This is a genomic window from Ferruginibacter paludis, assembly GCF_030409685.1.
Classification (GTDB): Bacteria; Bacteroidota; Bacteroidia; order Chitinophagales; family Chitinophagaceae; genus Ferruginibacter; species Ferruginibacter paludis.
In genome coordinates this window covers 457616-471663 of record NZ_JAUFQJ010000001.1, presented here as the reverse complement: position 1 = coordinate 471663, position 14048 = coordinate 457616, and the positions used below count along the sequence as shown (strand labels likewise).

Sequence of the window (14048 nt, the reverse complement as noted above, 5' to 3'; positions counted from 1 at the left end):
TGGAGCAATCGGCAGCAAGTCGCTTATCAGCTTTGGTTCGGGCAGAAGGAACTCTTTTGAACATCAGAATAAATTTTAACCTTTGAATAAATCATGAACTTCGGTTGCCAAGCGGAGGTTTTTCAACTACCCCACCATCGGCAATACTTGTTCGTAAGCAGCAATACACAGACACCTACTAATGCAAAAAATATTCATGGGACTTATAGCCGGACTTTTAGGTTTATTTGGTTGCAACAGTAACCCAAATAGTAAGACACAATCTTTAAAAAATAGCAAGCCGACATTTGAACAACAACTTGAAACTTTCAAACAACTTGGTTTTGTTCTTAATCCAGGCATTGACACATCAGACATTAATCGCTGGTCAGGTGGGCATAAAGAATTTGAAGAACAGCCATTTCATTTAATGTATCAAACGCTTGGACAGACAATTGAAAGTGAACCATGGACACCTTTAACTAACAAAGTGTGGGACTTTGACTTGGAAGCAATTGAAGACCATGGAGCCTATGTTGACATAATGAAAAATATCAGCCGCATAACAAATGGCGATTTGTCTTTTGAAAATATCAAAGACTATGTTGAAATTGACGAAGGCAAAGCATGGGTTTCATTCACGTGCAAAGGCGACAACTACAAATGGGATTTAAAAGTTGATAATGATTGGGCTGACGGTGATTTGTTTGACAGAGTTCAAGCTTTAACCGACAAATACAAAACAAATGGCAAGTTCACGTTTTTTAATACAGGTGGACAAGACTTTGTGCTTGGGTATTGTACGAGTGAAGAATTGGAGAAACTTAGACAAGCCACAGGATTAGAAATCGTTTGGCTAAAAGCAAAAGGACAGATTTATTAGCGGACAAGAAGTACTGCTGCTTACATGGGGTTTGCTGCTATGCTGGCAGACGAATAAATCCTCATCTTTTTGTTCGCTATCAGCAGCGGTTTCTGCGGACGTAATTCTATTCGGCTTTAGTTCTTATCTTCAACATCAGTAATTCTATTGGGCTGCAGTTCCGGGCTGGACATTATAAATTTACAGCACAGCAGCAAGCCCTCAACGTTACAAGCCATTTTATGAGAAGCATCCTACTCCTAATTTGCATATCGACATTTTCCTGCACAAACAGAAACACTTCTACTGTGACACAACTCTCATCGTACGACTCAATACTTGTCGCAGAAAACTTCGACACAACAAATACGAACGCTGACAAAAGTTGCTTGTATTATAAAGGCAAACCTCTTTTAGCATTTGGACAAAATATAAATCTGTTTGACACAACTTTTTCTTTTAGGTATGACCCAAACGGTTCGTATCAGAACTTTCACAGACAAGGAATTACAGACTATTTATCTCTTGACGACTTTTATAGCACAAAATTGTCAACAGGTACAATTGACGGGGCAATGTATTTCACGACAGACAAACAAAAACGAATCTTTAAATTAAATATCAGTTTTAATATTGACGCAGAGTTGGTAGATACGTCCGGTATGGAAATTATGAACTATCTGCACGACAAATATTTTCCTTGTTTGCCACCAGACTTTAAAGGCAAACAAGTTTTCGAATTGACACATAAAAACTTTGTTGAGCAATTTCGTTTATATCCATCGCCAGACAGTGCGGATGTTGAACATGGTTTTAAACCTCATTGGTCTTTGGACTATTCACTTAGACCGACAAAGAAAAACGGCTTGTAACATTGGGCTTTATGTGCAATACAATGTGAACGTTAATATTAAAAGCTTCAACATTTTTTTTGTTTAACTTACTTCGCCAAACAAATAAGAAATATCAACTTAAAAATATTGGTTGGACTTTTGAATTGCCATATGGTTTTAAGTTAGAGGTATTAACATATAGCTGTTGATGAAGATTTCAATACATACCAAACTTCAGGCTTTTAAATAGATACTATAGGGTTTGTTTTAAATATAACTATTAATTTATGAAATTTTCGATAACGCTTTTTTTACTAACATGGTTCTTTCTACAATTTTCGGCGTGTAAAAAGGCTTGTAATGAACCAGATTACTCTTTTTTAATTAAAACCTCTTTTTCGAGTGAAAAAGATAGTATTCCTTTGGGAGATACTTTGTGGTTGAAATGCGAGACACCTTCTAAGATGCAAGACTTGAACACAAAAAGTCAAATAAATTTTGTAGGAGCAGTAAATTTGGGCACGTCACTAATTGTTCAGGATATAAAAAAATTTCTTAGTAATGATAGGGGTGCGGTTGATAGTTTTGATTTTATAAAAGTCGATGGTGAAATATATTCTATTCAAACTTTATCCCCTGAAAGAGTTAAGCAACTAAGTTTCTTTGAATCCAACAATAATTATAAATTTAAAATTGGTATTGTAGCTAAAAAGAAAGGATTATATGTTTTTACAATTACTGATATTCCGAACGTTGTGTATCGTAAAGGCATGGAACAATGTGGTAAAGCTAGCTTCGAAATACTCAATGTGAATGAGGATAAGCACCTTTATTTAATCGAAAATATAGTTGGAGCATTGAGTGAATATGATAGAAAACACAGTTATTGTTTTAAAGTATTTTGATCAAATAAAGAAACTACTTAATCTAGGTATATCATGCAGGGCATTTTCTTGCAAATAAAGCTTACCAGTTGCTATAGACAAATCAACGGGTGAGGAAATAATAAGAATGTTTAGAGAATCTTAATTCACTAAGTAGACCCAACTGCACATAACAGTAGGGTTTTGCAATATTGGGGCAGACTAAGTATTGTACATTTATTTTTCAAATTATGTTTTTGTTATTGGTTGGCCGGACGTTTCATTAATGCCCCAAAATAACAAGGATTTATTGTTGGCATAAATTATAGACTAAAAATTTCTACAAACGAGTTACCAATATAATCACTTTTGAAGTTTCTGGTGACAGTAACCCATAATATAATATGTACATAAAAAAAGAGGCTTTCGCCTCATGTGTTAAATAATAAACTGTATATCTCTTTATCAAATAAATTTATTCTGTTTTAAATTTTCTTCCAACGAAAGAGTATAATTAAAACCCGCTATTTCATCATTTTTGTACAACTCGGTATTTACAACAGCGGTATAAAAAAAGTCATATACTTCAGGATATCTACCGAACAAAACTAGTAACATCCCTAACTCAACTTGCCCCATTCCACTAAACAAACAATCGTAGTCTGAATCCGAGGTTTTAATAAAGGTTAGTATATTTTGTGCATTGCTTATTTTATCGAGCCATATTTCTTTTCCTATTTTATTGGTTTCGAATTTGGTCAGTTTTGGTAGTTTAAACGGTTGCTTTTTCATGTGTTGGTTCATTTAATTTTTCTAATGGTTTATAATTCCAGATTCTTCTGTTTTCTTTTTCTATTTTACTGTAAAAAGGTAATGTGGTTCTGTTAAGAGGTATCAGCTTAACGTCGCAGTATTCCTGAATGAATGTTTTGATTTCACCACCCAGCAATTGTTGCTCTTCCAAATATTCAAGATTGTCAATGAAGCCGGTTCCCGAATAAAAGTCAGTATATAACCGTGAAATCTTCTTTGAACAATTCCACACCTGACAATTGAACTTGCTGACGTTCTTAGTAACATATTTGGTGAGGTAATTACAAACGGATTTAATGCTTTTAGAATTAATCTTTTTTACATCAAAAGCGGAAGATGGCCTGTAATTTTCATCAGTGGGCAAAATGTTGTTTCGTGCCTGTAAGTCTAACCAATACGGCCACCATTTTTTTATTTCCCAAAACTTGTTAGTGATAAGGTGAAAGTGAATGTTATCTTTAAAAACAACGTTATTGGTTTGTTTTTCTGCTACCCAGAGGTATTGAAAATCATCACTCAATTTTTTTACGTTGTCAAGAAATTTGGCCAGTATTTTAACCGCTACGGCATCATCAACGTTATTGCAAAAAGTAAGGGTAACAAAACTTAACCTTTTTTGTACTTGTGATAATGCAATGATCTTTCTCCTGATCTTCGACTTTGTTCGAGGTGACATTGTCCAGGACTTCTTCAGTTCTAGTTCTTTAGTTTTACGCATGGAAGATTTTTCCGTTTTTAAAATCCCGTTTACTGATGGTTGCTTTTTGGCAGTTGCAATTTTCGGGGGAGCTTTTACCCTGTTTAAACAAGAGCCGGAGAGACTACCCATTTTATCGAAGTCTGATTGCTTCGGGCTAAAGACAATACTTACTCCGTAAGTGTTTTTTACTACCCGCATAAACCCTCCTTTTTTTGACTGGAAGCGTTCTGAATAGTTGTAGTATTATTAAAACCATAAGGGAATACAGATCGAAGCGGATTGTTATTAAAGGTTAAAAAAAAATGGAGGATTATTGCGAAGATCGATAGCGGAAGAAAGTAGGGAACTAAGTTGCCAGGATAAAACCGCTTTAGGTATTTTGATGTTCGTCTTTCATATACATTGAAGTATATCCAATCAGGATGTTCTTTATTGAGAAAGGAGACAAATTTTGAAAGGCTGTGTACAAATTGCCATTTTTTAGGATTGCTATCTTTGAAGAAAGCAATGCAAGTGTAATCATTTTTATGCGCCATGATTACCTCCTTTCTTATGTTTGTATGCTGTTACTTTACAAAGAGCCTGTTCTACTTCATCAGCTTTATACAATACCCTGTTGCCCATTTTGTAGGATAACAGCCAGCCTAGTTTTGTCCACTCGTTTAAAGTGGGCAGGGAAATTTTCAGAAGTCCGGCAACTTCTGCACGGGAAATAAATTTTGATTTTTGTTCGGTGGTGGGTTGGGGGATATTTCCCAGCTTTGCATCAATCAACTGTCCGATCCTCTCTAACAGTTCACTTAGCTTTACCCCATTTAATATGATCTCCATAGGTTACTTGTCGTTGTTTTATCGACAAGGCAAATGAAAGCCATTTCGCTACGTGGGTAGGGTGTTGAGGTATCCCCTATTTATTTTCGAGTTTAATTATAGCATCCAAAATATTTTCTGTTTTATCTGCCAGCTCAGTTATCCCGGCCAGCCTGAACGCTTCATTAACAAATTTATAATTAGCGAAGGTGGCAAGTTTTGAGGCAGGTAGTGCGATTACTGACAAGTCCTTTTCAATGTTGTCGTCGCTTGCATTTAATAAAACTGCTAAGAATTTTGCTTTTTTTTTGTTTGATATGTTGAAGGTGTTAAGCTTCTCCAATACACCAAGATGAAGAAGCAGTAACATTTGCTGTGAACGGGTGGAAAGTATTTTCTTCGCGGTTGGATTTATTTTATGTTCAATGTCTTGAAGTCTTTCATCTATATCTACCAAGTGAATTTGCAAATCCCTGTTAGTATATTTTCCAAAAGTGTTTGCATACTTTGAAGCAGGCTTATTTTTCCATTCCTCGAAATTCTCTTCAGTTTGTAACATAGGGTATTAATTGAAAAAAGGGTGATTAATTAATTTGTTTGCATTATCCTCCTGACTGATTTTGATATATTTCATAAAAGATCGTTCAGTAGTATGTCCGGTGATTTTCATTATTGAAATAGATGGAACATCCATTAAATATGCATTAGTCGCAAAGGACCGGCGAGCGGTATGCGTAGTAATTAAATCAAATTTTGAAAAGGAATTATTTTCTGTCTTGCCACCTCTCGTTATAGCAATACTAAGTGTATTATCAATACCGGCAATCTCACCAATTTCTTTTAAATATTTATTCATTTTTTGATTACTTATTACAGGCGGCAGGCTCCCATTGTACTTTAAGATTATTTCTTTCACAAATTTATGCAATGGTATAACTACAATCTCGGAAGTTTTTTCGGTGCGAATTTTAATTTGTGATCCCCCATTAATAATATTTTCCGGTCTCACCTCAATAAGGTCTGAAAACCTTAGTCCGGTATAACAGCCAACAACAAATAAGTCTCTTACTTTTTCAAGTCTTTTATCATTGGTAAAATCAATTTTGTAAATGTTTAAAATCTCTGTTTGTGACAGATATATTTTATCAACTTCTTCATCAGTAACTTTAAAATTTCTATTTCTATATTCCAAATTTTTAGTCATGTTTCTATCAACGGCTTCATTCATAAATATCTTTATTGCTTTTATAAATCCGCCTATAGTATTCATAGCATAATTTTTTTTAGTAATCACATTCTCCTGCCCTCTTCTACTTACAGTTTGTGTGTAGCCCTTTTTATTCAGGTACTGGATAAACCGATTATAAAATTCCATGTTGATCGTATCAAAGTCTACCTCTGTTTGTGTGGCATTTTTAAATTCAACCAGCTTGTTTAACGTTTGCTGCCATTTTTTAATGGTATTAGGTTTCCGGTTAGAATCTTTTATCAGTAATTCAACAAATTTTAAGAAGGTTGTTTTTTGCCCGTAGTCCTCTTTGTAAAGAGACTTATCAAGGGCGTCTTTTAACTTAAAGGGCGTAGGAGCTCGTTTTTCTCTTATAAGGTCGCTATGGGCATCTTTAACCGTTCTGGCAAGATTATCAAGGGTATTGTTTAAGCTGGCATAGTTAGGAAATGATCTTGTTTCCTTTGCTCTTTGCTTTTCATCATTCCAATACTTAGGTTTGATTTTTTCGCTGGTAGAATATTTTAGTTTTTGCTTGTTGAACCGGAAGAATAAATAAATCAAGGTAGGTTCAGAACTGTTTGGTTCTTTCAAAACAAAGGTTGCATCGGGCATATAGTACGGTTTAGTGTTCGGTAAATATACAGGTATAATATTTATCAGGGGACGCAGCAGGGGACCTTTAATTTTAATCTCAACTCATTTGCCCTAATTTGCCCTAATTTCTGAAAGTCAGTACAGTAGACTATAACAGCCGACAGTATTGCGTTAAAGAGGAAAGAAGATTAAGGCGAAAAAGATTGGTTCAATACCCGTACGTGGTACAGCTTTAAAAGCCTTTCAGTAATGAGGGGCTTTTTTAATTTGGGTATAAGCACCTGGTAAGTAAAATGTTTACTTTATATTTTTTCTATTACAAAAAAAGTGCTGTTCCCTTTGCAGGACCAGCACTTTTTTGCACATGCAGATCAAAATACTAAACGATTAAATCCAGCATTAAGGTAATAACACCTGGTCTATTACATGTATTACACCATTCTTCGCCATGATATTAGCAGCTATAATATTAGAAGCCGATGTATTGGTATTGCCTTTTACGGTTGCACTACTTCCGGATAATCCAATCGTAACTTTCCCCCCGTTAGCAGTAGCTGGCTGAGCCCCGTTCGTTAAGTCAGATGAGAAAATTCTTCCGGGAATGACATGGTAGGTAAGAATAGAAGTAAGTGTATTGGCATTCGCAGCTTTAACAGCATCAATAGTTGCAAAACCTGCTGCACGAAATGCATTGTTGGTTGGTGCAAATACAGTTAAAATACTTCCACCACTAAGGATGGCTGCCACATTTGTACTACCGGAACTTGCTTTAACCACGGCAGCTACCAAAAAGCTGAATGTAGTATCGGCAGAAGCGACTTCTACGATATTACCGGCCGGGGGGAATAACACTTTTGAGATGGCGTGTATTACACCGTTGCTGGCCGCGATATCAGCTGTAACAACATTAACACCATTTACAAAAACGCCCCCGGAATTTTTGGTTACAAACACTGAGTCTCCGCCAGCTGTAACTACTTTTGCATTGGGACCTGCAGGAACATCTGCTGCCATTACTTTTGCCCCTAACGTGTGGTACAATAGAATCGCCTTTAGTTGATCGGCCGGTAAGCTGCCTATAACCGAACTGGTTACTCCCGAAGCAGTGAATGCATCATCAGTAGGTGCAAAAACGGTAAAAGGTCCTGTTCCATCCAGGGTTGTAGCAAGGCCCGCTTTTACCACAGCTGATTTTAGCAAGGTGAAATTTGACCCGGCAGATACCTGGGCTGTGATGGTACCTGGCATAACCGGAGTGGTAGTGGAATCTTTTTTACAGGAAACCATTGTTGCACTAAACAGCAACACAACTAAAAGCTTTACAAGTGATCCTGATAAAAATAAATGCTTCATGATTTTTTGTTTTGACGGTTAAAATATTGTTTAATTATTGTTAATCATCTTTAAACAAAATAAATCATACATGGTTCAGCTTCTGTCTCAATTTGTGTAAAAAAAATTCAAATTAGCGGTTATTTCTAATACAGTTAACTGATATACAATGTGATAAGGGAAATAATAAATTTAAGGCTTAAGAAGCTATATCTAACCTGTTTATTTTTTGTATAACTTATTAGAATTTTTATTAAACAAACTTCCTAGTGAGGGAATATCCGTTTTTGGTCAAAATATTACAATTCCGTTAGTCAGGGTCACAGTATAATTTACCGGTAAACTTTTAGAAAATTACATACGCTTGCGTAGTTATACTACAAATTTCACATCGCTTTTTTATCTCCGTGCATTGCCCTAACTTCCCGTTGAAAATGTTCAGTCCATGAAAAACAAACTGCTGCTAATTGGTCTTTTTATTGCCAATTTTCTGTCATACCATTTCAACAGCCTTGCCGGCGACGCCAAAAAAGATACGGTATTCACCGGTATTTATGTAACCGGTGTGCACGGCATTGATTTTAAACAAAAGGAATACACCATTGATTTTTGGCTATGGTTAAAGTATAAGAACAAAGACTTTGATTTTATACAGAACCTGGAAATACCACAGGCTAAATCCATTTCAAAATCTTTTTCAACAGTAGATACCAGCAACGGTGTTTACCTGTTGTTGAAACTGCAATGTGTAATGAAAGATTCCTGGAAGATTGGCAACTTTCCTTTTGACCGGCAGAAGCTGAGGCTTTCGATAGAAAATTCACAATTCGATTCCCGTTCCCTGATTTTTGCGCCGGATACATTGGGTCAACATTATGACAGGCGTTTTATGTTAAGTGGCTGGAATATTGACAGTTTTAATATTACCATGGGCAACCGGGTTTATGAAACAGGGTTTGGCGATCCTGGTCTTGCGAAACCACATACAGAATATAGTAACTTTAAAGTAGCCATTGTATTAAACCGGGCCGCGATGGGCTTATTCTGGAAAATATTTTTGGGAATGTACGTAGCTTTTTTGATTGCCTATACTTGTTTTTATATTCATGCCGATGGTATTGATTCCCGCTTTGGACTGAGCGTAGGCTCGCTGTTTGCAGTAATTGGTAATAAATACATCATTGATTCTTCCCTGCCTGAATCTACTTCTTTTACCCTGGTAGATACTTTACACGGACTTACACTGTTCTTTATTTTCGCGGTGATTACCTGTACCGCTTATGCATTAAAATTGGTGAAACAGGGCAGAATAAAAGACGCCAATAAGTTTGACATGATTGCTGCACAAACACTGCTGGTAATTTATGTTGGGTTGAACATTTATTTTATTCATGATGCAGTAAGCTAACGTAGGGTAACAGGCGTGGTAACTGTATTAAGCAGCGAGGCCAATTACCATTCGTATTGCATTTTACAAAAGGCAGGAACTGCCATTAATACGGTAGCCACAGACCGTTACAAAGTTGCCAAGATCATGCTTGCATCCTAATACCCTGTTTTGGAGCGACGATATTTTCACTCAACAGTACAATTGCAATACCAACTGTATAAGCAATTAAATCAATCCATTCAAAGGATGTTCCAATTACAACCCTGGCGATTGCGGAGTGCTGCAAACCAAGTAAGGTAACAATCTTAAAATACTGCATTACTTCAACCGTATAGGCAAATATCAGTACGGCAACTGCTGTTGAGGTTACTGGTGTATTTACAAAAGCCTTTACAAAACAATAAATCAATATAACCACCAGCATATCTCCAATATAAGGCCGGATAATTTGATCGTGTGCATACAGGGCGATAAGTACTTCTGCAAAAAATAAAATAAAAGCGCCTGCAAAATAAGCTGGTTTAAAGCGAACTGGTAAAAGCATCAGGTTTAAGGCATTAGCTGAACGAGTAGGATAGCATCTAAAGTTATTGAAACTAAACTGCGTTGCGTGTATACTTTACAACTGTATCCGTAAGAAGCGATGAAAAAATTCAAACCAACAAGAGATGCAGGCCGCCAGAATTGGCCATGGAGCAGTACCAAAACTGAATGGTGATTTTAGTATACTGACCAAACATGGTTGATTAAGAACATAAAGATCTCAGGGATCAGTATAAGAAAAAAAGCAATTGACAACCGGTTTTGCGTTATTTTAAAACGCCTGCTATATTCGTTCCTGGAATTGATAATACTAAAATGTGAAAAGTAAATTATCCTGGAAATTACCATCGAATTTGATCTGATTTTTACAAAAAGCAGCAATTTTACCAACGCTAATAAAAATAGAATTATTGCCAGTATCAACTCTGCTGCCATTGAAGGGTTACTCAGTATATTTTTTATCATATTAGAGTATTGTATAAGTATGTAAATTAAGGCTCAAGCACGCCTGCGTAAAATAGAAACATGCCAGCCGTAAAGATAATATTTAGAAGGCAGTTACAATAAAAATTAAGTCCATAAAGGATGTAGAAAAATTACTACAAACTGTAAGTTGGCATCTTGTTTTGATAACATACAATGCTATTTGACTAAGGTTTCCGTAAAAGACTTAAATGGAACGCCATTAAGATAGCGGCTCTACTGAAACTGATAAAGGAACTATAAGAATATTGACTACAGCAATTTTACTGCTGAATGTAGTTCTGGTATAGTAACATTGGCAAAGCCTTTTCTTAACAGCCTTTGCCTGAAATCCGTCTGTACATCATATTCACCATGCACTAAAAATAGTTGTTTCACCTGTGCAGGATCCTGACATGCCAAAAACTGGCATAGGTCTTCATAATCACCATGGGCGCTCATGCTGCGCATTTCGCCAATTTCCGCATTTACTTCATGTGGCTGCCCGAAAATACTTACCTCCTTGGGATGTTTCATTAGTCTGCCGCCAAGTGAATTGGGCTCGCAATAACCGGTTAACAAAATGGTATTGCGACTATTCTCAATATTGTTGCTGATGTGGTGTTTTATTCTTCCCGCATCTGCCATACCACTTGCAGAAATAATAACGCAGGCCCCTTTATAATAATTAAGATTCTTTGACTCTTCAACGGAGTTAATAAATTTTAACCCTTTAAAGCCAAATGGATCATCATCATTCTCTATTACTTTCCGGATGCGGTCGTTAAAATATTGCGGATAACTTTTGATGATGGCGGTGGCTGTTTTGCTCAGCGGACTGTCTACAAAATATTCCAATGGGGGAAGACGGTTTTCAAGTTCAAGCTGGTTAAGCGCATATAAAATTTCCTGTGTGCGTCCCACACTGAAGGCTGGCATAATCAACTTACCTTTTTTTGAAATACAGGTATGGTTGATCCATTCCAGTAATGCATCCGGTGTGGGGTTGTGTTCATCATGCAGGCTGTTGCCATAAGTGCTTTCTATCAAAATATAATCTGCCTGTTCAAATCTTTCAGGCGCTTTTAAAATTACATCACGGTAACGGCCTACGTCACCGCTGAAAGTAAGGCGGGTTAGTTTTCCATTTTCGGTAATTCTTAAATGTACAGCGGCACTGCCGATAATATGACCGGCATCTGTATAACAAAATTCAATGCCGGCCTCAATAGTAAACCAGGTATCGTATTCAATTGTTTCAAAAAAGTCAACCGCTCGCAGCGCATCTGCGGTAGAGTATAACGGCTGCAGGTAAGGTTGTCCTTCTGCTGCCCGGCGTTTATTTATAAATTTTAAATCACTTTCCTGTATGCCGGCAGAATCTTCCATCAGCACAGCGGAAAGATCTTTGGTAGCTGGTGTAGCAAATATTTTACCATTGAACCCATCCTTCACCAGCTTTGGTATTAAGCCGCTGTGATCAATGTGGGCGTGTGATAGAATAAGGTAATCTATTTCAGCAGGTATAAAACCGAAACTTGCATTGAGTTCATCTGTCTCCTGGCCCATGCCCTGGAACATACCACAATCCAGTAATATTTTTTTGCCGTTGTTTAAAGTAAGTAAGTGTTTGGAACCTGTTACAGTTCTTGCAGCTCCGTGAAAAGCTATTTTCATCGTCAGAATATATTTAGTGTTTGAAGATAGCGAAAAGCGATTGTGTAAATAATAAATACTAAAAAATAAATTGGATTTTTGAGCAAGAAATATAAAGAAATTAAATTCAGTTTATCACCTCACTGTCAAAGAAATACAATGGGCTACCCGTTACTTTGGAACGGCCACTCAACAAATTTAAACAAGGAATGTTCTATTTGCTCAACTAGTTAAATAAACCAACATGCAGCATTATTCCATCGCTGAAATAAAAACATGGGACCGATTTTACAGGGCCAATTTTATCAATTGCTTAAGTGGTTTTAAAAGCGCCACTTTAATAGGGACCATCGGCACAAATAAAGTAGCCAACCTGGGTGTCTTCAGTAACCTGGTACATCTTGGTTCAGACCCGGCATTGATTGGCTTTATCAACCGGCCCAGGGAAGCTGCGCCTCACACCCTTGCTAATATCGAGGCCACGGGTGTATACACTATGAATCATATTCACCCATCATTTATACAACAGGCGCACCAGGCAAGTGCAAAATATGCCGCAGATGAAAGTGAGTTTGAAGCAACTGGGCTTGGTATAGAATGGAGGGAAAACTGTACCGCACCTTTTGTTGCCGAAAGTAAAATCAAATATGCAATGGAACTGGTAGAAATCATTCCTATCCGGCACAACGGAACTTTCTTTATAATTGGTAAAGTACTGGACGTATATATTGATAAAACTATTCTTGCCCGCGACGGCTACCTTCACCTTGAAAAAGCGGACAGCGTTTGCAGTCTTGGCATAGATGGATACTATGCTACAGACTTATTAGGAAGATTTGCACATGCCAGACCCGGCAAGCCGATCGAGCAAATATAACTTGGCTAAACGTAAAGAATTTTACTTCCCATCCAATATTTTGTATCCGCCGAAGTATTAAAATATTGTATGCGAAAACCGCATTTTAACTGCCATACCATTTTAAATAAATAAATACTTGTCCAGATCATTTTTTGTATTAATTAATTGTTATTTTTAAAAACAATTCGGTTAAGTATATTCAAGTACTCTTTGTCCCTTTTTCTAAGAAAGCATATTATTAATATTAAATTGATTAGTATGTTATCAACGGATAATAAAAAACTGCACAAACAATTTGCCCCTTCACCTGAACAGAATTATGTACATGGTAAGACGAATGCTTATTTAGGTGAAATCAGCTCACTAAGTAGTTACATTATTTCAGTACCCATTGTATTAATAACCTGCTATTTATTTTACGATATTGCTGATGGTGATACGATTATTGCCTGGGGTAAAGAAGACAGCTTTTTTGAATGGCTTACAGCCTTAGGTTATTTTGTTTCAGCGGTATTGCTGATGTGCACTTTTAAAAATAACAGAAATATATTTTTATTTCTGTTGGCCATCGTACTTTTTTTTGGCACCGGCGAAGAGATCAGCTGGGGCCAGCGGATATTTGGATTTGCAACGCCGGAAGAAATCAATAAAATAAACGTGCAGCATGAATTTAATATTCATAACATGATTGTGTTTGATGGCAAAACGATGGATGGAGGTGTGAAAAGAGGGCTTTCACGATTTTTTGAAATGGATTTGCTGTTTAAAATATTTACCATTTTTTTTGGAATTGTATTGCCATTGTGCGTATACCATTTTAAGGCGATTTTCAAGCTTTCACAAAAATTCAAAATACCAGTACCTCCTATTTCAATTGGCATATTTTTTCTTATATCATGGATTATGTTAAAATTGTCATTAGCAGCTTTTCCCCCTGCACCTGTCACCGCGTCTGCTGATGCCATTCGTCATTATTGGAGGATATATATGGCAGGTCCGGAGATTGCAGAATTTATAGGCTCATACACGTTGGCAATCATTTGTCTCTATTTTTACAATTACCGTAATAAAAATATTATGGGTAAAGATTTTAAGCAACTAGGTTCCATTAATGCTTAACA

At 36.5% G+C, this 14048-nt stretch carries 14 protein-coding genes; 6 read left to right on the top strand and 8 right to left on the bottom strand.

The window, feature by feature from the left end:
- Window positions 1-196 precede the first annotated feature (196 nt).
- The 3 genes from QWZ08_RS01980 to QWZ08_RS01970 all read left to right on the top strand — a co-directional run bounded on the left by QWZ08_RS01980 (window position 197) and on the right by QWZ08_RS01970 (window position 2579).
- Window positions 197-862, top strand: coding sequence for a hypothetical protein (locus QWZ08_RS01980; protein WP_290335504.1), 666 nt, complete (start codon window positions 197-199; stop codon window positions 860-862).
- A gap of 287 nt (window positions 863-1149) precedes the next feature.
- On the top strand, window positions 1150-1713 hold the full coding sequence (locus QWZ08_RS01975; RefSeq protein ID WP_290335503.1) for a hypothetical protein: 564 nt from the start codon (window positions 1150-1152) through the stop codon (window positions 1711-1713).
- 248 nt (window positions 1714-1961) lie between these two features.
- Window positions 1962-2579 carry a hypothetical protein gene (locus tag QWZ08_RS01970; protein WP_290335502.1) on the top strand — a complete coding sequence of 206 codons (618 nt, stop codon included), beginning with the start codon at window positions 1962-1964 and terminating at the stop codon, window positions 2577-2579.
- 423 nt (window positions 2580-3002) lie between these two features.
- On the opposite strand, the gene QWZ08_RS01965 is transcribed toward QWZ08_RS01970, so the two are convergent.
- The 6 genes from QWZ08_RS01965 to QWZ08_RS01940 form a co-directional block, all read right to left on the bottom strand.
- Window positions 3003-3329, bottom strand: coding sequence for a hypothetical protein (locus QWZ08_RS01965; RefSeq protein ID WP_290335501.1), 327 nt, complete (start codon window positions 3327-3329; stop codon window positions 3003-3005).
- On the bottom strand, window positions 3310-4248 hold the full coding sequence (locus QWZ08_RS01960; RefSeq protein WP_290335500.1) for a rolling circle replication-associated protein: 939 nt from the start codon (window positions 4246-4248) through the stop codon (window positions 3310-3312). The genes QWZ08_RS01965 and QWZ08_RS01960 overlap by 20 nt, the downstream gene beginning before the upstream one ends.
- 327 nt (window positions 4249-4575) lie before the next feature.
- The gene (locus QWZ08_RS01955) at window positions 4576-4881 is read right to left on the bottom strand and encodes a MerR family transcriptional regulator (RefSeq protein WP_290335499.1); all 306 of its coding nucleotides are present in this window, start codon (window positions 4879-4881) and stop codon (window positions 4576-4578) included.
- Window positions 4882-4957: 76 nt separating this feature from the next.
- Window positions 4958-5419: a hypothetical protein gene (locus tag QWZ08_RS01950; RefSeq protein WP_290335498.1), complete on the bottom strand. Its 462-nt coding sequence runs from the start codon at window positions 5417-5419 to the stop codon at window positions 4958-4960.
- A gap of 6 nt (window positions 5420-5425) precedes the next feature.
- On the bottom strand, window positions 5426-6703 hold the full coding sequence (locus QWZ08_RS01945) for a site-specific integrase (protein ID WP_290335497.1): 1278 nt from the start codon (window positions 6701-6703) through the stop codon (window positions 5426-5428).
- 381 nt (window positions 6704-7084) lie between these two features.
- Window positions 7085-8038 carry a fasciclin domain-containing protein gene (locus QWZ08_RS01940; protein WP_290335496.1) on the bottom strand — a complete coding sequence of 318 codons (954 nt, stop codon included), beginning with the start codon at window positions 8036-8038 and terminating at the stop codon, window positions 7085-7087.
- A 424-nt stretch (window positions 8039-8462) separates the two neighbouring features.
- Here QWZ08_RS01940 and QWZ08_RS01935 point away from each other — a divergent pair, with 424 nt between their 5' ends.
- Window positions 8463-9425, top strand: a complete 963-nt coding sequence (locus QWZ08_RS01935) for a ligand-gated ion channel (protein WP_290335495.1) — start codon at window positions 8463-8465, stop codon at window positions 9423-9425.
- A gap of 124 nt (window positions 9426-9549) precedes the next feature.
- Here the strand turns inward: QWZ08_RS01935 and QWZ08_RS01930 are convergent, their stop codons facing one another.
- Both QWZ08_RS01930 and QWZ08_RS01925 read right to left on the bottom strand, forming a co-directional pair.
- Window positions 9550-9951, bottom strand: coding sequence for a ribosomal maturation YjgA family protein (locus tag QWZ08_RS01930; RefSeq protein ID WP_290335494.1), 402 nt, complete (start codon window positions 9949-9951; stop codon window positions 9550-9552).
- Window positions 9952-10685: 734 nt separating this feature from the next.
- Window positions 10686-12089, bottom strand: a complete 1404-nt coding sequence (locus QWZ08_RS01925; protein WP_290335493.1) for an MBL fold metallo-hydrolase RNA specificity domain-containing protein — start codon at window positions 12087-12089, stop codon at window positions 10686-10688.
- Window positions 12090-12312: 223 nt separating this feature from the next.
- Between QWZ08_RS01925 and QWZ08_RS01920 the strand changes: the two genes are divergently transcribed.
- Both QWZ08_RS01920 and QWZ08_RS01915 read left to right on the top strand, forming a co-directional pair.
- Window positions 12313-12945, top strand: coding sequence for a flavin reductase family protein (locus tag QWZ08_RS01920; protein ID WP_290335492.1), 633 nt, complete (start codon window positions 12313-12315; stop codon window positions 12943-12945).
- Window positions 12946-13185: 240 nt separating this feature from the next.
- The gene (locus tag QWZ08_RS01915; protein ID WP_290335491.1) at window positions 13186-14046 is read left to right on the top strand and encodes a hypothetical protein; all 861 of its coding nucleotides are present in this window, start codon (window positions 13186-13188) and stop codon (window positions 14044-14046) included.
- Window positions 14047-14048 lie beyond the last annotated feature (2 nt).